8 protein-coding genes are annotated in these 20,677 nt (G+C 40.7%); 7 read left to right on the top strand and 1 reads right to left on the bottom strand.

Going from position 1 to position 20,677, the window contains the following annotated elements; all coding sequences use genetic code 11:
* The first annotated feature begins 396 nt into the window (after positions 1-396).
* From AACX38_RS13875 to AACX38_RS13855, 5 genes are all read left to right on the top strand, one after another.
* Positions 397-3,915 carry a non-ribosomal peptide synthetase gene (locus AACX38_RS13875; protein ID WP_228863053.1) on the top strand — a complete coding sequence of 1,173 codons (3,519 nt, stop codon included), beginning with the start codon at positions 397-399 and terminating at the stop codon, positions 3,913-3,915.
* Positions 3,912-8,624: a non-ribosomal peptide synthetase gene (locus AACX38_RS13870; protein ID WP_228863052.1), complete on the top strand. Its 4,713-nt coding sequence runs from the start codon at positions 3,912-3,914 to the stop codon at positions 8,622-8,624. The genes AACX38_RS13875 and AACX38_RS13870 overlap by 4 nt, the downstream gene beginning before the upstream one ends.
* Complete coding sequence (locus tag AACX38_RS13865) at positions 8,621-14,635, top strand: non-ribosomal peptide synthetase (protein WP_228863051.1); 6,015 nt, start codon at positions 8,621-8,623, stop codon at positions 14,633-14,635. Before AACX38_RS13870 ends, AACX38_RS13865 begins: the two co-directional genes overlap by 4 nt.
* 154 nt (positions 14,636-14,789) lie before the next feature.
* Entirely contained in the window at positions 14,790-15,344 is a 555-nt protein-coding gene (locus AACX38_RS13860; RefSeq protein ID WP_228863050.1) for a TetR/AcrR family transcriptional regulator, read from the top strand.
* Positions 15,345-15,561: 217 nt separating this feature from the next.
* Complete coding sequence (locus AACX38_RS13855; RefSeq protein ID WP_228863049.1) at positions 15,562-16,791, top strand: multidrug effflux MFS transporter; 1,230 nt, start codon at positions 15,562-15,564, stop codon at positions 16,789-16,791.
* Positions 16,792-16,908: 117 nt separating this feature from the next.
* On the opposite strand, the gene AACX38_RS13850 is transcribed toward AACX38_RS13855, so the two are convergent.
* Positions 16,909-17,781, bottom strand: coding sequence for a LysR family transcriptional regulator (locus AACX38_RS13850; RefSeq protein ID WP_228863048.1), 873 nt, complete (start codon positions 17,779-17,781; stop codon positions 16,909-16,911).
* Positions 17,782-17,875: 94 nt separating this feature from the next.
* Between AACX38_RS13850 and AACX38_RS13845 the strand changes: the two genes are divergently transcribed.
* Both AACX38_RS13845 and AACX38_RS13840 read left to right on the top strand, forming a co-directional pair.
* Entirely contained in the window at positions 17,876-18,874 is a 999-nt protein-coding gene (locus AACX38_RS13845) for a nitrilase family protein (RefSeq protein WP_228863047.1), read from the top strand.
* Positions 18,875-19,383: 509 nt separating this feature from the next.
* Positions 19,384-20,628, top strand: coding sequence for an aromatic amino acid transport family protein (locus AACX38_RS13840; RefSeq protein WP_228863046.1), 1,245 nt, complete (start codon positions 19,384-19,386; stop codon positions 20,626-20,628).
* Positions 20,629-20,677: the final 49 nt, after the last annotated feature.

Below are 20,677 nucleotides of genomic sequence, written 5' to 3'. Positions count from 1 at the left end.
ATTATCAAATTTGACATAGGTTTTATAATTGTTTATCTATTAAAAAATATTATGCTTTCATTTTGTTTTTGATAACCAAGTCAAACAATAAATTTGATGGATTTTAATGATGGTATGTTAAGATGAACATCAGTCGATTCTTATTATTAATTGAGTGCTATGAAAAAAATACAAAAAAACAATCCAAACCTTAAAAACATAAAAGTAACAACCTCGCTCCATTTAAAGCCGCAAGAAAAATAGCCTTATAATATTTGTTAAAGATCATATTAAAAATATAAGGTCATTTATCCTTCTGAAGAAAAATAATTAAAACAAACTCATTTGATGGATTAATCTTTTATATAAGAAGATTAATAAAATATGTTTTAAATTATTTCATATAAAAGGTGACATATGAAGAATGCCGCTCAAATTGTGGATGAGGCTTTAAATCAAGGAATTACTCTGTTTGTGGCTGATAACCGATTACAATATGAAACCAGCCGAGATAATATTCCGGAGGAATTATTAAATGAGTGGAAATACTATAGGCAAGACTTGATCGATTTCCTGCAACAACTCGATGCAAAAGAAGAAACACAAACATATCAATTACAGGATATTCAGCGAAATCCCAATGCTGAGCATTATCCACTTTCATTTGCTCAGCAACGCTTGTGGTTTATCGATCAACTTACTGATGGCAGTCCTCAATACAACTGCCCCGGCTATCTGAGATTACGGGAAAAACTCAATGTAAATGCCTTTAAGACGGCGGTAAAAACATTACTCGAACGTCATGAAGCATTACGCACCTGCTTTAAGGTTATAGATAACGAACCACGGCAGGTTCTGGTGACTTCCTATGATTTACCTATCACTCAGCATGATTTGACGATGCTCTCTGAAAATGAGAAAGAACACCATATTCAACAATTCAGCAAAGAAGAGGATAACCAGGTTTTTAATCTTAGTGCTGATCTAATGTTACGTATTCGGCTAATAAAACGAGCTGAAAATGATTATGTCGTTCTCTATACCATTCACCATATTGCTTGTGATAGCTGGTCAATAGAAATCTTTATCTATGAACTTATCACATTATATAAGGCTTACTCTCAGGGAATGCCCAACCCGTTACCAGAACTAAAAATCCAATATAGTGATTATGCTCAGTGGCAACGAAACTGGCTGCAAGGGGATATTCTGGAAAAACAACTGGATTACTGGAATAACCAGTTATCAGGTATTCCTCTGTTGCACCGTTTTCCACTGGATAATCCACGGCCAGCACAACAGGGTTTCAAAGGGCTTCTTAAAGAACAACATATCTCAAAAGCTCTGGCACAGGAGATCAAAGTGTTATGTCACCAACATGAAGTCACATTATTTATGTTTCTGGAGACTGCTTTTGCTGTCTTACTGAGCCGTTACAGTAATGAAAAAGATATTCTGGTCGGAACACCACTTGCAGGAAGAACTCATCATGACATTGAACCTCTGATTGGTTTTTTTGTTAACTCACTGGTGATCAGAACCGATTTATCCGGCCAGCCTACATTCAGTGAATTATTAAAGCGAAATAGCCGCACTATTATCGATGCTTATGAACATCAGGATCTACCATTTCAAATGTTGGTAGAGAAAATCAGTCCGGGAAGGAATCTAAATTATAACCCTGTGTTCCAAATTGCGTTTACGCTGGAAAATACCCAGCGGGATGGGACATTAGTGCGGGATAATAATATTGAGACCGAAGAACGTCTACTTTTGAAAACCCGGTTTGATTTAGAAATTCATATTTATGAAGAAGAGGGTGGCGGGTTATCCCTTTTATGGGTTTATGACAGTAGTCTGTTTAACGATATTACTCTTGAAAGATTGCTTGCCAGTTATGAAACGCTGCTTACTAATATTGTCAGCGTGGTGAAACCACGTACCGGCTCAGATCTGATATATAAAGAACCTTCCGTTCATGATATTCCACTGCTAGCTGAAGCTGAAATACATACTTTATCCCAATGGAATGGGAGACAGGAATATAATCAGAATAGTGGCTGTTTTCATGAGTTATTTGAGAAACAAGCTGCCCGATATCCTGAAAAAACCGCCATTGTTTTTGGCAGTGATTCATTGAGTTATCAGGAACTGAACCAACAGGCTAACCAGCTGGCACACTATCTGATAGCACAAAAGATTAAACCAGAAACATTAGTTGCACTCTGTATTCCCCGTTCAATACGCGCATTAGTTGCACTACTGGGTGTCATTAAAGCGGGTGGTGCATATGTGCCGTTAGATCCTGATTATCCGGTATCCCGTCTCCAATATATGCTGGAACACAGCGAAGCAGAATTCATTCTGACAGAAACGAGTCTGATAGAAAAACTCCCGATTAGTCAGCAGAAAGTTGTCTGTTTGGATACCGAGGCAATACAGTCACAATTGCAGCAAATGCCTATCGACAATATTACTGAACGCCCATTCCCGCTGACGGAAAATAATCTGGCTTACGTTATTTATACATCCGGCTCTACCGGAAAACCGAAAGGCGTTATGTTGGAGCATAAAGGATGGGTCAATCTGGCACTGTCACAAGCGGAATTATTTGGTGTTGATACGCATAGCCGGGGATTACAGTTCGCGTCATGGAGCTTTGATGCCATGATCTTAGAAATATCTATGACACTGGCGTATGGCGCAACACTTTACTTAATCTCAGAAGCCCAGCAGCATTCTCCTGAATGTCTGGACGAAATCGTTGAAACACACCAAATCACCCATGCTGTATTACCTCCTGCTTTACTGCCTTACCTGAACTTTAACAAATGGTGTTCTGTTTCAACCATGCTTTTAGGGGGAGAAGCTGTACCTCCACAACTTTCTGTTTACTGGTCACAGAATAGGAGGCTGTTTAACGTATATGGCCCGACAGAGTGTACAGCCATCGTAATTTCAAGCTTATTAACCGATGAGAAAATTACAATCGGGAAACCGTTGCCGAATATTCTTATGCGTATCCTTGATCCATCAGGTAATCAGGTGCCTATTGGTGTTGCGGGAGAATTGTGTATTGGTGGTGCTCAACTGGCGCGGGGCTATTTGAACGCACCTGAAATGGACGCAATCAAATTTATTAAATATTGCAATGAACAAACGGATGAATCCCAGCCTCAACGTTTATACCGAACGGGAGATTTAGTCCGCTGGTTATCTGATGGCAATATCGAATTTATCGGTCGGATTGACTCTCAGGTCAAGCTAAGAGGATTCAGGATTGAGTTAGGCGAAATTGAAACCGCACTGAGTGGACATGAAGCTTTAAGTAGTGCTGTAGTTATTACATGTGGAGAAGGCAAAGATAAAAGGCTGGTTGCCTATGTTTGCCCGACTATCAGCTGGCTGGAAGAAAGAGGCTTGCAATTTGATACCGAAGATATCTCCCAGTACTCAGTGATTAAAGCTGAACTTTCAAAATTACTCGAATCTACACTAAAAAAACAATTACCCGAATATATGGTTCCCAGCCTTTATATTCCTCTAGAACAAATGCCACTGACACTCAATAACAAAGTGGATAAAAAAGCGTTGCCAGCGCCGAATAGCAGTGATTTTCACCAACAAGATTATGTTGCACCAAGAAATGAAATAGAGAAAAAAATCGGCCAGTTATGGGAAGAGCTGCTGGGTATTAGTCAGCTCGGTATTCATGACAACTTTTTTATTCTGGGCGGTCATTCCCTCCAGGCAACTCGCCTTATCAGTTCAATACGCAATGAACTGGATATTGAAATACCACTAAGCAGCGTCTTTGAACATCCGACACTTGAGCAGTTATCACAGATAGTTGCAATTCATCTCCTCAAAGAAAAGAGAAAGCATTTTCACACTGAACAAGAAATAACAGAGAAACTATTGGAAGGTGATATATGAAGAATGCAGTACAAATTATCAATGAAGCGTTAAATCAAGGGATCACTCTGTTTGTTATTGATAACAAACTAAAATATAAAACGAATCGTGACAGTATTCCTCCTGAATTACTTGAAGAATGGAAACAGTACAAACAAGAATTGATTGATTTTCTGAATCAGATAGATTCAGAAGACGATATGGATACTCACCGACTGCCAGATATTCCGCGTTATGAGCGTGCTGAACACTATCCACTCTCATTTGCTCAGCAACGGTTGTGGTTAATAGATCAATTCACTAATGGCAGTCCGCAATATAATTGTTCAGGTGATTTTCGATTGAGGGAATCGATTAACTTCAATGCTTTTGAAGCTGCAATCGCTACATTACTTGAACGTCATGAGTCATTACGTACTTATTTCAAAGTCATTAATGACGAACCACGGCAGATTATCGCCACTTCCTATGATTTGCCTATTACAATGCATGATCTATCCTCACTTTCAGAATCTGAGAAAGAACGTCAGGTTAAACAACGGGGTGAAGAAGAGTGGAAACAGTCTGTCAATCTCAGCACTGACCTGATGCTTCGTATTCAGTTACTGAAACTGGCAGAAGATGACTATATCATTCTTTATACAATCCACCATATTGCCTGTGATGGTTGGTCAATCGCGATATTCTTTAGTGAACTGCTTACCTTATATCGGGCATATTGCCGGGGAGAAAGTAATCCTCTTCCTCCATTAAAAGCTCAATATACCGATTATGCCCAGTGGCAGCGAGAGTGGTTACAGGGTGATATTCTCGAGAAACAATTAGATTACTGGCAAAACCAGTTATCAGGTATCTCTCCACTTCATCGTTTTCCTTTGGATAATCCACGTCCGGAAAAACAAAATCTTGAAGGAAACGTTTATCCACAACGAATTTCAAAGACGTTGACTCAGGAAATAAGAACTCTATGTGCCAAACATAAAGTCACGTTATTTATGTTTCTGGAAACCGCTTTTGCTGTGTTGCTAAGTCGTTACAGCAGCGAAAAAGATATTTTGGTTGGGATGCCGGTTGCAGGAAGAAGACATCGTGATGTTGAGTCGTTAATTGGGTTTTTTGTCAATTCACTGGTGATCCGAACAGATTTATCGGGCCAGCCTACATTCAGTGAACTCTTAAAGCAGAACAGCCGAACTATTCTGGACGCTTATGCACATCAGGATCTGCCCTTTGAGATGGTAGTGGAAAAACTCAGCCCAGAGAGACAATTAAACCATAATCCTATCTTCCAGATCATATTTGCAGTACAGAATAACCAGCGAGATGCAACGCTCGAACAGGATATTCTCGTTGAAACAGAAGAACACTCATTGTTGACGACCCGATTTGATTTGGAAGTCCACATATATGAAGAGAAATATGAAGGTGAGCTATTCATACAGTGGATTGCGGATTCAAGCCTATTCAATCACGCTACTCTCGACAGACTACTGGTCAATTACGAAACGCTGCTGACTAACATTGTTAATGTGATGAAGCATCATACCGGTAACAGCGAACCATCAGTCCATGATATTCCATTACTGGCAGACTCTGAACGAAACACCTTACTTCATGAGTGGGGTGAACCACAGGTTCCTTATCCAACCGGGAAATGTTTCCACGAACTCTTCGAAGATCAGGTATTAATACACCCTGAAAAGAATGCATTGATCTTTGGTACTGATTCCCTGAGTTATCAGTCGTTAAATGAGCAGTCCAATCAATTAGCACATTACTTGATTCAGCAGGGTATTAAACCGGATACGTTGGTTGCGCTTTGTGTACCAAGATCATTACAGGCGGTTGTAGCGCTGCTGGGGATTCTTAAAGCGGGTGGGGCTTATGTACCTTTAGACCCTGGCTATCCGAAAGCCCGTCTCCAATACATGCTAGAGCACAGTGAAGTTGAATTTATCCTGACTGAAACGCAAGAGGTAGAAAAACTGCCTATCACGCAGCAGAAAGTCATTTGTTTAGATACTGATACGATACAATTTCAGTTACAACAAATGCCTACGGTTAATATCACCGAGAATGAGCGTCCATATCCACTGACAGAAAATAATCTGGCTTATGTCATTTATACTTCTGGCTCAACCGGCAAACCGAAAGGCGTTATGCTGGAGCATAAAGGGTGGGTGAATCTGGCTCTCTCACAGGATGTTTTATTTGACGTTAACTCAAATATTCATGTATTGCAGTTCGCCTCCTGGAGTTTTGACGCCATGATTCTGGAAATGTCTATGACATTAGCCTATGGCTCAACACTGTATCTTATTTCTGAAACTCAGCGGCGTTCCCCTGAATTGATGGATGAACTTGTTGAAAAACATCAGATAACTCATGCAGTCTTGCCACCTGCATTGCTTCCTCATCTTAATTTTGATAAATGGCGTTCTGTTTCAACATTACTTCTGGCCGGTGAAGCCGTGCTGCCGCAAATCGCTGTTCAATGGTCTCAGAATAGACAATTGTTCAATGTGTATGGCCCGACAGAATGTACCTCTATCGTCACTACGGCTTTATTAACTGACGAACGTATTACTATTGGAAAACCTTTACCTAACGTAGTCATGCGGGTTCTTGATCCAGAAGGCAATCTGGTTCCTATGGGAGTTATCGGAGAGTTGCATATCGGTGGTGTTCAATTGGCACGGGGTTATCGTAACTCACCGGAAATCACAGAAAAACAATTTATTCGCGATCCATTCAGCTCGCATTCAACTAATGAGCAGGAAAACAGACTGTATCGTACTGGCGATTTAGTTCGCTGGACACACGATGGTCAATTGGAATTTATCGGTCGCATTGACTCTCAGGTTAAAATTCGTAGCCATCGTATAGAGTTAGGTGAAATAGAATCTGTTTTGAGTAAGCATAATGCCTTAAGTAGTGCTGCTGTGATCGCTTATGGTCAGGATGAAGATAAAAAACTCATTGCATATGTTTGCCCAAGCACAGAGTGGTTAGGTGAAAAAGCCATTGAATTTAATGCACACAGTGTTAATAACTGGACAGAAATTTTTGATGAGCAATACCGTCAACCCACAATGGAGAGTACCCAGAAAGAAGATATCAGTGAAGGAGTGACAGCAGAAAGTGATTTCAGTGGCTGGATGAACAGTTACACTGAACAGCCAATTGCCGTTGAACAAATGGAAGAATGGTTAGCTGACATAATGAAGCGGATTGACTCCCTGAATCCTCACCGTTTACTGGAAATTGGCTGTGGTAGTGGATTATTGTTGTACCGCTATGCTGAACAGTGTGAATCAGTAGTCGCTACCGATATTTCAGGTGAAGTTTTAAATCGCCACCAACATATGCTGCAACGGCGTGGCTGGTCACATGTGGAACTCAGAAGAGGGGATGCACTCAATTCAGGAACACTACATACCGGCGAATTTGATTCTGTCGTCATTAACTCCGTTGTCCAGTATTTCCCTAATGTTCAGTATCTGGAAAAAATGTTTGAGCAAATAATACCTGCATTGACAACAGGAGGAAAAATTCTGCTGGGTGATATCCGTAACTTAGATCTCTTAACCGCCCACGCTACAGCAATAGAACAAAGTCGTCTCAATGGACAACGTATTCAGGTGGGTTCGCTGGCAAACCGTATCCAGCGGCGTTTACAGCAGGAACCAGAATTTTTACTCAGCCCAACTTATTTTGCCCAATTGCCGGAACGTTACCCAGAAATCAGCCGGGTTGATATTCTGGTGAAGCGGGGTGTGGGTGACAATGAAATGATGCGTTATCGCTATGACGTCATATTACATAAAAGAGATGAAAATACAGGATCTCTCTGTGAACGTTCGATAAATTGGCACAATTTTGATTCTTTGGAAAACCTGAAAAACAGACTACAGGCAGGAACAGAAGAGACATTTGGTATTTCAGGTATTCCCAATGTCAGAGTTAAAGATGAGTTTGTGTTGGCAGAAGGGTTACGCCACTGGCCAGCCAATCAGATAATCACACCTCCGGAAAATGCCAGCGGTTTTTCTCCACAAGCATTAAAACAGATTCAGGAACTCGAATCCTTACTGCAATATGCTGAACAATGCGGTTATCAGTGTGGCGTTACATGGTCACAACAGCAGCCTGATTTACTGGATATTATTTTCAGCCGTGGCGAATTACCTCCTGTGCTGGCGCGTACTGACTACAATCAGGTACATTTGGCGAATTATCCGCAAATCTCCGCCATTAATGGCGAACTTTCAGAATTACTGGAATCGACCCTGAAACAGCAATTGCCAGAGTATATGGTTCCCAGTCTCTATATTCCTCTGGAGCGAATGCCACTTTCGTTAAATAACAAAGTGGATAAAAAAGCGTTGCCAGTCCCAAATGAAGATGATTTACGTCGGCAAACCTATGTCGCTCCAAGAAGTGAAATGGAAATTAAAATCAGTCAGTTGTGGAGAAAATTACTTAACGTTAATCAGGTCGGCATTTATGACAATTTCTTCACTCTAGGAGGTCATTCACTTCAGGCAACTCGTTTTATTAGTTCGATACGCAATGAGTTAGGAATAGAAGTACCATTAAGAAGCGTGTTTGAACACCCGACACTTGAGCAATTATCGCAAATTATCACCATTCATCTACTCAAAGAAAAAAGAAAACATTTTCAGGCAGAGCAAGATTCATCTCAGGAATATTTAAGAGGTGAAATATGATATATGCAGCACAAATTGTGGATGAGGCGTTAGAGCAGGGGATTACTCTATTTGTTGTTAACAACCGGTTACAATACGAAACCAGTCGTGACAGCATTCCCACTGAATTGCTCAATAAGTGGAAACAACATAAACAAGAGTTGATTGATTTTCTGAACCAGCTGAATTCAGAAGAACAGACTCAGGCGAGTCATTTTTTGCAGGATATTCAGCGTACTGAAAAAGCGGAGCATTATCCGCTTTCATTTTCTCAGCAGCGTTTGTGGTTTATCGATCAACTGGCTGGTGGCAGTCTTCAGTATAACTGTATATTCGATTTCAGGATGCGGGAAGCCATTAACATAAAGGCGTTTGAAGACACAGTTAAGTCGCTGCTTGAACGCCATGAAGTGTTGCGTACCTATTTTGAGATTATTAATAACGAACCTCGGCAATTTATTGCCGCTGATTACGATATACCGATTACATATTATGACTTATCTGCGTTGTCTGAGGCCGAGAAAAACGACCAGATAAAGCAGTTTAGTAAGGAAGAAGAAAATCAACTCTTTGACCTTAGCACAGACCTGATGTTGCGCCTTCGGTTAATAAAATTGGCAGAAAATGATTATCTTATTATTTATACGGTACATCATATTGCCTTTGATGGTTGGTCCGCTTCAATATTTCTCAGTGAGTTTTTTACGTTATATAGAGCTTATTGTCAGGGAAAGGCAAATCCGTTATTACCACTAAAAATTCAGTACACCGATTATGTCCAATGGCAACAGAGCTGGTTGCAAGGCAATGTGTTAGAAAAACAATTAACATATTGGCAGAATCAATTGGCTGGAATCTCACCTGTTCATAGTATACCGCTGGATAACCCACGAACAGGAAAACAAAATATCGGAGGACGTTTTCATACACAGCGCATTTCCTCACATCTGACCCAAGCAATCAGGGGATTATGTGCTAAGCATAACGTGACGTTATTTATGTTTCTGGAAACGGCTTTTGCGGTATTACTTAGTCGTTACAGTAATGAGAAAGATATTGTTATCGGAACAGGACTTGCCGGAAGAAGACATTATGATATTGAGCCGTTAATCGGTTTTTTCGTCAATTCGTTGGCTATCCGGACAGATTTATCCGGTAATCCTACTTTTAGTGAGTTGTTAAAACAAAACAGCCGCACCATTCTGGATGCTTATGAACATCAGGATCTACCTTTTGAGTTAGTGGTTGAAAAACTCAGCCCGGAACGGAGCTTAAATTATAATCCTATATTTCAGGTTATGTTTGCGGTACAGAACAACCAACAAAATATAACGCTTGAGCAGGATAGTCTGACCCAGTTGGATGATAATTTACTTAAAACGACGCGGTTTGATCTGGAGATTTATGTTTATGAAGAAAAGCAAGGAGACGAATTATCTATAATATGGCTCTATGATGCAAATCTGTTCCACAGTAACACTATTGACAGATTCATTGCCAATTATGAAGCTCTGCTTGCTGGTATTGTTGAAGTGATGGCAGATGTCTCAGCCAATAAAGAACCCTCTGTTCATGAATTACCAATCTTGAGTGATACGGAAAAACAAACCTTACTGCATCAATTAAATGGTCGACAAAAGCATGTCCAACAAGGATGTTGCTTCCATGAGCTATTTGAAGAACAGGTGGCGAAAACTCCTGAAAAAACGGCGCTGGTTTTTGGCGATGATACTTTAAGTTATCAAGCCGTTAACGCGCAGGCTAATCAATTGGCACATTATTTGATTGAGCAGGGTATTCAGCCAGATGTTCTGGTTGCTATTTGTCTTCCCCGGTCATTACAAACGGTGATCACACTACTGGGTATTCTTAAAGCTGGTGGGGCTTATGTGCCGTTGGATACCAGTTACCCGCAGGCCCGTTTGCAATATATGCTGGAACACAGCGAAGCCGAATTTATTCTCACTGATACATCACTGGTTGATAAATTACCCATCAGTCAGCAACGTGTTATTTGTTTGGATACGGAAACGGTACGTTCATATGTGCGAAATTTACCCACAGCTAATATTACTCATCGTCCGTTCCCCCTGACTGAAAATCATCTGGCCTATGTCATTTATACCTCCGGCTCTACCGGCCGTCCAAAAGGAGCGATGCTGGAGCATAAAGGCTGGGTGAATCTGGCACAGGCGCAAGCTGAATTATTTGACGCAAATGTGGATATTCGCGCATTGCAGTTTGCCTCCTGGAGTTTCGACGCCGCCGTACTGGAAATGGCAATGACGCTGGCTTATGGTGCCACGCTATATCTGATTTCAGAAATACACCGTCGTTCCCCTGAATGGCTGGATGAGATAGTTGAAAGACACCGTATTACTCATGCAGTGCTCCCGCCGGCACTGTTACCACATCTGGATTTTAACAAATGGCGCACGGTTTCAACCTTATTATTGGCTGGGGAGGCTGTGGCTCCACATATTGTAGAAGAGTGGTCGCGGGGCAGAAAACTATTTAATGTTTATGGTCCAACTGAATGCACTTCAATTGTAACCAGCGCCTTACTGACAGTAGATAAGCGAATAACGATTGGAAAACCGTTACCAAATACTGTCATGCGCATCCTGAATTCTGATGGCAATCTGGTACCGTTCGGGGCGGTTGGAGAACTACATATTGGTGGGATTCAATTAGCACGGGGTTACCGTAATGCACCAGATCTCACGGAAAAACAATTTATCCGTGATCCTTTCAGTACCAACCCGACAGACCGACTGTACCGCACTGGCGATTTAGTACGCTGGACACCAGAAGGTGAATTGGAATTTATTGGCCGACTTGATTCGCAGATTAAAATTCGCAGCCACCGTATTGAACTGGGAGAAATCGAGGCGGTTCTGGCGGGGCAGGAGATTTTAAGTAATGCAGCTGTAATCGTTAATGGTCATGACAGTGAAGACAAGAAACTCATTGCTTATGTCTGTCCAAGTACCAACTGGCTGGCGGAGAAAGCTACTGAGTTTAATGTCGATTACCTTGAAAGTTGGACAGAAATTTTTGATAACCAGTATCGTCAGGAACTAGCAGAAAATACGACTACTGACACTATTGATAAGTGCGATGATGACAGTGATTTTAGCGGCTGGGTGAACAGCTATACTGAACAGCCGATTGCCTTGGAACAAATGGAAGAGTGGCGAGCGGGGACCATGCAGCGGATAAACTCTCTGCAATCCCGACGATTATTGGAGATTGGCTGTGGGTCCGGCTTATTGCTGTATCGCTATGCTGAGCAATGTGAATCAGTATTAGCGACTGACATTTCGGCCGAAGTATTGGCACGTCACCAAAATATTTTGCAAAAACGTGGTTGGTCGCACGTAGAATTAAGAAGAGGTGATGCTCTGAATTTAGGTGTAATCACTCCTGATCAGTTTGATTCGGTCGTAATTAACTCTGTTGTCCAATATTTCCCCAATGTTCAATATCTGGAAAAAGTCATTACGCAGTTATTACCTGCGGTTGAAAATGGCGGGAAAATTCTTCTGGGGGATATTCGTAACTTAGATTTATTAACTGCACATATCACAGCTATTGAGAGAGATCGTCTGAATGACCAACATATTTCGGTAGGTACGTTGGCAAATTACATTCAACGGCGTTTACAGCAAGAAAATGAGTTTTTAATTAGTCCGACCTATTTTGCACAATTGCCGACACGTTACCCGGAAATTGGAAGAGTGGATATTCTGGTTAAACGTGGTGTGGGTGACAACCAAATGCTGCGTTATCATTATGATGTCATATTATATAAATGTGATAAAAATACAGAATTATGTTGCGATCCAACGAGGATTTGGAAAGATTTTAATTCTCTTGAAGATCTTCGGAATACGTTAGAGATAGGCGAATTCGATACATTTGGCGTCTCAGGTATTCCTAATGCCCGTATCAAAGATGATTTTGATTTAGCGGAAGGGCTACGCCATTGGTCATCTGATCAGATTATTTTTCCACCCAAAAATGCCGGCAGTTTTTCTCCTGAAATAGCAGAGCAGGTTTCTGCTCTTGAATCTTTACTGCAATATGCAGAACAGTGTGGTTACCAGTGTGAGCTTACATGGTCACAACAACAACCTGATTTACTCGATGTGATTTTCAGCCGTAGTGACTTACCCCAAATACAAGCACGTTCAGATTACAATCAAACTCATTTGGCCAATTATCCACAGCTTCCTGCTATTGGTGGAGAACTTACGGAGCTATTGGAGTCGGCTCTGAAAAAGCAATTACCTGATTATATGATCCCGAGCCTCTATATCCCATTAGAGCGTATTCCGCTGAATTTTAATAATAAAGTGGATAAAAAAGCGTTACCTATTCCAGATGAAAGTGATTTACATCGTCAGGTTTATATCGCACCGAGAGATGAGATTGAAGAAAAACTTAGTCAGTTGTGGCAGGAGCATTTAAAAATCAATCAAGTGGGTATTTATGATCATTTCTTCTCGCTCGGAGGTCATTCACTTCTGGCTGTTAAAATAGTTGCTTCAATAAAAAATACGTTAGACAAAAATTTCACCATGCATCAGTTATTTGCCAATCCAACCATTGCACAGATTGCAAGTCTGATTCGTCATAGTAATAGGCATGAAATATCTTCACCTAAGGCAACACACAATAAATCTGATAAAAAAATACCGATTTCTTATTGTCAGAAAATGTATTGGTATTTTGTTCAAGAAGAATTGTTGGAAGATTGTTTTCATGTACCAATTGCTTTGCTCATGGAGGGAGAACTGGATAAAGGTGCATTAGAAAAAAGTTTGAGCACTATTTTTGAACGGCATGAAAGTTTACGTTTTAGGTTTTATAAAGAAAATAATAATATTTTCATGCAGCCTGATGAGAATATGAAAGTTAACTTACAAATTATTGAAGCATTACCAAGAGAAATAAAAAGAGAAGAAATTTCTATTGAAATTAATAAACTCTGGGAAGAGAAGTTAAGAACACCTTTTGATGTTTATAATGGCCCATTAATCAGGACATTCTTACTACCTGTTTCGGAAAAAGTCACCATATTGCTTATTGATGTCCATCATATTATTTCTGATGGATGGTCTGTTAATATCATTATGAATGAGTTTAAGAAATTATATACGACTTATTCACAAGGGAAAGAAAATACATTGCCACCTGTTCCTATGCAATATTCTGGCTATGTTTATGACTTACAAGACCTCCATGCGACTGAGGAAGCTAAAAAACAGATTAAATTCTGGAAACAACAATTTTCTGATGTCAATTCTGACCGCGATTTTCCGGCTCCCTTCAGAAAACACTTGGCTTCAAAATATCGATATTTATCCCGTCATATAAAAATACCTAATTCCCTTGATAGAGCCGCCTTACAATATTGTGAAACTCATAAGATTACACCTTACATGTTATTCATGGCCTTGTTCCATACCTGTCTGTTTATGCATTCCGGTGAATCACAACATATCGTTACCTCACCAAAAGCTGATCGTACTCGCATAGAAAACCATCAGACAATAGGGTTATTCTTAGGTGACCTAATAGTAAAATCGAATATTAATAAGGGTATGAGCCTGCAAGAAATCATTAAGCAAGTTAGTCAGTCAATTTATCGAGCCATAGAAAATTCAAATATTCATATGTCTGTGGTGATTGAAGCAGTGGGAGAAAAGGCAAGAGAAAATATTTTTAATGTCCTGTTCAATTATATGGATGCACAAAGCATGTATGATTTCATCGATATATCTAAAGATGAAAAATTATCATTACCAAATCTTGATGTTGAACTGATAGAAACTGATGTAATTCCTTTTGAATCACTCGGGATGAATTTATTATATATGCCGGAAAGTATCGGGTGTGAGCTGAATTACAATCCAGAGTTGTATACAGAAGAAGTCATTGAGAGTTTAGCAAAACATTATGAACGACTGCTCAATGTCATCGTGTCTGGTCAGGAAAAAGAGAGCATCAGCCAGTTTTATGGATAAAATCTTATCGTGAACGACGAGAGAAGAGTGGCTTCAGGGATGAAGTCTATCATCGCGATGAAATCTGAATTCTGTTTGGTGTGTTGCCTTTAATTGAAATAATGTTATTTTCTACGACCTTTTAAAAAGTAAGATATTAAATTGGTGTGCAGATATGTATGAGGAACTTAGCCCAAAGGGGAAAGCAAAATATAATCAAATTCTTGATGCTGTTCAGGCCGTTATTTGCCGGGATGGTATTTATGAGTGTAATCATCGGGCGGTGGCATCAGAAGCAGGAGTTCCGCTTGGAACAACAACATATTATTTTAAAACACTGGATGATATGTTAAGCGCAGCGCTAGGAAAATACTTTAATAACTTCATTGAGTTGTCACACAACTGGTTTCAACAGTCGCTGTTTGAAGATCCGACCGAAAATCTGACTGAGTTCATCTCATGGACATTCGCAGATTATTCACGCTTAAAGTCAGAATATGAGCTTTACGTTGCGGCTATCTCCCGGCCATCTTTAAGGCCACTTGCCGTTAACTGGATGCAGGCAACAAAAGATATCATTTCTCAATACATCACTAACGATGAATCAAAAGCCAAAGCGCTCACCGCTGTTTTAGATGCTTTTTTCCTTCAGTCTCTATTAACCGGAGATATTAATTTCAGCAAAAAAGAGTACATCAGGCCATTTATCAGCAAAATTTTGTCAGATTGAGTATGTATCTGCTCAATGAATTTCAGGATACGCAGCGACGGGCAGGGAAGCAATAAATTCGCCGGAAAGGAATTTACTCCACCAAAAACAACCTTCTGTTTATAACTCTACTGTACGTGAGTTTTTATCTTCCACAGTGTTCAGCTCGGTTGTGTGAATAATTGTACTTATGTACAATTATCGTTTTCGTGCAGCATAGAGAAGATTAGATAAGGTTATGAGTAGATTTGAGCAAAATAAAATACCGGCATTTGCCCTGTTTTTGTTAGCGTTAATGACTGCTTTTGATGTGATGGCAATCGATATGTATTTGCCAGCATTTAATGCGATAAAAGAAAGTTTAAATACAGATCTTGTTAAGGTAGAAACTTCATTATCCCTGTTTTTAGTAGGGTTAGCTATCGGGCAGGGAATGCTAGGGCCCGTGATTGATCATTATGGCCGAAGAACACCTTTATTATTAGGTATTCTTATTTTTTCACTGGCATCTTTACTCACTTCAACCACTGATGACATTGTGCTTTTCAATATAGGCAGGATTGTTCAAGGGTTATCAGGAGCTGTTACTTTAGTTGTCCCTCGGGCAATCATCTCTGATACATGCGATGCACATACTTCGGCACGGCTCTTTACAATTTTGATGCAAATCGTTGTTATTGGGCCAATAATTGCTCCGCCATTGGGTAGTATCCTTCTTTCTGTTTTTGGCTGGAGAGCGATATTCCTGATGTTATTTGCTTTATCGTTTTTCACACTTATTGCCGCATATCGTTTTATTCCGGAATCTCTGCCTAAAGAGAACAGGGAAAAGGGTAGCCTGTCAAAGCAATTATATTCGTATATTAAAGTTACTAAAAACTCATATTTCCTTATGAATGTATTGTCTTCAAGTTTCGTTATGGGAACATTGTTTGCCTATATAAATTCATCAGCATTTATTTTTCTGAATCACTTTGGATTCACGCCTAAAGTATACAGTTATTTCTTTGCAGCCAATGCGGTTGGTATGGTCTTCTTCGGTTTCATTAATATGAAATTACTGAAATTCTATAAAGCTGCTGTTGTACTGAAATGGTCTCTCTTGGCGAACCTGTTTTTTGTCATGCTATTGCTGATTTCGGTAACTACAGGATTAACATCAATATACTTCGTCATTCCATTGCTATTTATGTCAGTAGCAACACTCAGCTTATTATTCGGGAATGGAATATCCGTTACGATGAACAGCGTCTCAAGAGCTGAAACAGGAACTGCATCTGCCGTTTTGGGGATGATTCAGTATCTGTTTGGTGGATGTGCCGGTTTATTAGTGGGTTTATTAAATAATGGAACCTTGTCAGGGATTGCTCTCACTATGTTCATTTGTTCAACCGGAGCATTAGTGACATATCAAATGGCAAAGCAGCCGAAGGGTGAAAATGATACTGCGGAATTTCTGGTGAAGTAATCCGTAATACTAAAAAACATTACTGAAAAATAGAGTAAGAGTTGGTTAATGATTTTATTCATAACCAACTCTTAAAATCTCCAGATTTTGAAGGTAAGGCTTTGCATGACTGAATTTTTAAAGTGGAGAGGGCGTCAATACCATATTAACGAAATTATCCCGCAAGCAATCCTCAATCTCTGGATTCCAGGCGATCCCTATTTGCCATTTAGTGTATATCCCATCGAGGGGCACGAGCTTTACGCCCACAGGTAAAATATGATTGACTCCGGCTGGCAGTAAAGCAACCCCATTTCCGGCAGCAACCAGTGCCAGTAAAGTTTGAATATCATCAGCAGCAGATACAATTCTGGCATTAAGCTTATTCTCTCTGAGAAAAATGGCTATCTGAGCTACTAGCCCATGTCCGCGATGTGGCGAAATTTGCAGAAGTTGATGTGCATCCAGTACATTCTGAATATTGGTTGGGTCTATGTGAGGCGTTGTATTTACAGCAAGAACCAGTTTTTCTTCCATTAGTGATTCTGCTTTCAGTTTCTCCGGTACAGGAAGACGTACGAACCCGGCTTGAAGTTGGCCTTCCAGTAGCATCTGGTATTGCACTTCGGAGGGAATGTCGTTCAAGAAAATGTCCACATCAGGAAACAAGTTGCGAAAAGCTGTTACCTTGACGGGAGCAAGCTGAAATGCCGATACACCAAATCCCAGAAGTAATTTACCAACATTTCCTTTCTGCATCTGGCTCACAAATTCGCGGAAATCATCATGCTGCTTGAGTAATTCCCAAGCCCTAGACAAAAGTTGCTGCCCGGCAGTTGTTAGTCTGGCACCGTGACGCCCACGTTTAAACAATTTAAATCCGACAAGATTCTCCAGTGTCTGAATTTGTTTTGTCAGAGCCGGTTGTGTCAGACAAAGAATTTCCGCCGCTGCGCGATATTGCCCTTTCTGAGCCAGAATGGCGAATGCACGTAGTAGTTTTATATCCATTCCAGTTAGTTATCAAATTCAGAAAAATTGTGATTATACAGTGCGTTGTCTATTTGGTGAAATACTCATCACTTTCTGGTTGAGGAGACGTGTTATGAAACAGAGTATTCAGGTAGCTACCGTTCAGTTCTGCCATCGAGCTAATGACAAGCAATATAACTTATCGGTTATGGAAGAATTCATTCATCAGGCTGGAGAACAGTGTATAAAAATACTGGCTTTCCCTGAAATGTGCATTACCGGTTACTGGCATGTGCCAGATCTGACAGGCGAAGAAGTGATGCTTCTGGCTGAACGAATCGATGGTAGCCCATCTTTGTCACGTATCATTTTACTGGCAAAAAAATATGAAATGGCAATAGGTGCAGGACTTATCGAACTGGGCGAAGATGAGCAGTTTTATAATGCTTACGCGGTATGTATGCCTGATGGTCAGATACATGTGCATCGCAAACTTCATGCATTTGAGCGCCCTGATTTCGCTAGTGGGAATAGTTTTACTGTGTTTGATACCCCTTGGGGAGTAAAAGTTGGAGTTCTTATCTGTTGGGATAACAATTTGGTTGAAAATGTACGGGCAACAGCACTTCTTGGTGCTGATATCCTGATGGCTCCTCACCAGACGGGAGGCACTCATTCTCGTAGCCCTTACGGCATGAAACCAATTCCGGTTACTCTCTGGGAAAACAGGTACAAAAATCCAGATGCTCTGGAGGCTGCATTTCGTGGCGATAATGGTCGCGGCTGGTTAATGCGCTGGTTACCTGCACGGGCACATGATAATGGTTTATTTATCTTGTTTAGCAATGGCGTTGGGTTGGATAACGGAGAAATCCGTACAGGCAATGCTATGGTTATCGATCCCTATGGTCGTATTATTGAAGAAACTACTTCTTTTGAAAATACCATGATAAGTGTCAGCCTTGATTTAGAATTGTTGACTATGTCTACAGGGCGGCGCTGGATACATGGGCGTAGGCCTGAGCTTTATCATATTTTGTGTGAGCATCAAGGTTATGAACGTGATGCACAGAGCGCAAGATTTTCAACGGATATTCCTTTTTTGCAACAGGCTAATAGAAATAGGATTTAGAGTAACTCATGATTTTTAAATAGTGTTTTGTATTCTTCTTTAATTTCATGAGCAGAAAAATAATAGTCATTAAGCGTTTTCATATATGCCTGTGATAATAACTAAAAGGTATTCATATTCCTTCTATATTTACTGAATACCTATCTTCTTTCCAATCTCTTATTTGTTGATTTTATTTGATAAAATCACACAGCTATCACTAGGTTAACATTTTTATAACTATTTGGGATTTTCTCTGTTTTTTTCCACTAAACTTTAATACGGATAATTATCTAAAAGAAAAAGCGTATTAATTAGACACGGATTATAAGAACTAAATCGTATTTGTTTCCGTTTCGTGAATGTGATCTGCTCGACGGTGAGAAGCAGTAAGGGTTCTGGTGTGGAGGGTTGTGCTACGGAATTGAGGAATATCTGGAGCTGAAATACCTGTGTATCGATGTGAGCCATTAACCACCGTGAAATTAACCTATCCCCGGTGGCTAACGCACCGGGATAAAGGAGGATGAATGTCTTCTGATAACACCAGTATTTCTTCGGCGCTTGCCTCTGGAGAGTCAGCGCCAGTTCCCGGTAAGTCACTGAGTTTTCTCGAAGGTGTCGCGATGATAGTTGGCACCAATATCGGTGCAGGTTTGCTGTCCATTGCTTATGCTTCACGAAAGGCCGGCTTTTTGCCACTGATGTTCTGGCTGGTGCTGGTGGGTGTGCTGACCACCATTACTATGCTGTATGTTGCCGAATCTACGCTGCGCACCCGCGCTCACTTACAACTTAGTGGACTGGCAAGGCGATATGTCAGTGGGGTGGGTGCTTGGGTGATGTTTTTTTCAGTATGTATCAACAGTGTTGGTGCGCTGACCGCCTATATGAGCGGCAGTGGCAAACTGTTGCAGTCGCTGCTGGGTATTTCACCGACATTAGGTAGCCTGTTGTTCTTCGTACCAGCAGCAGGAGTATTGTACCTCGGACTGAAAGCAATTGGTCGTGGTGAAAAGTTTATCAGTATTGGCATGTTGGTCATGCTATTAACGTTAGTAGTGGCAACGTTGCTGAAAGATACTACCCAGATGCGCTACCTGCTGGATGGTGACTGGCTTTTTATGGTGCCGTTATTCAATGTTGTGGTGTTTAGTTTTTCGGCACAGTATATCGTGCCGGAAATGGCGCGTGGCTTTGCCGATAAGCCAGAACAATTACCGAAGGCGATTATTATTGGTATGGCGGTGATCTTTGTGCTGCTAGCGATGGTACCGATGTCTGTGATCGCGCTTAATGGTCTGGACAATATCTCTGAGGTAGTGACGATTTCCTGGGGACAAGCGTTGGGAGAGTGGGCATTCTTCTCTACTAACTTGTTTGCATTATGTGCAATCTTAACCTCTTACTGGGGACTGGGCGGCAGTTTCCTGACTAATATCTTCGATAAATTCCGGCTGGGTAATGACGAACAACCACTGCGCCGTTTCGGTGTACTGTTGTTGGTGGCTGTACCGCCGTTCGTGCTGGCTTACAGCGGACTTGTATCATTTGTTAATGCTCTGTATTTCGCTGGTGTATTCAGTGGCGTGATTTTATCAATCATGCCGATATTGATTTTACGTGGTGCACGGAAATACGGCGATCATACTCCATGCTGGCAATGCAGCTGGATCACGCATCCATTGCTGCAAATAAGCATTGTGCTGCTGTATTTGGCCAGCGCAGTGTATGCCATCGCTTCATTGTTCGGTTATCTGCCAGCAGGGTGGTAATTTCTCTTTTCTCTTCTTTATCCTACGCAAATACCTCACAAAAAAGAGT

The organism is Xenorhabdus sp. PB30.3, assembly GCF_963895965.1.
GTDB lineage: Bacteria > Pseudomonadota > Gammaproteobacteria > Enterobacterales > Enterobacteriaceae > Xenorhabdus > Xenorhabdus stockiae.
The sequence above is the reverse complement of the archived record's forward strand: the minus strand, read 5'-3'. Positions and strand labels throughout refer to the sequence as shown.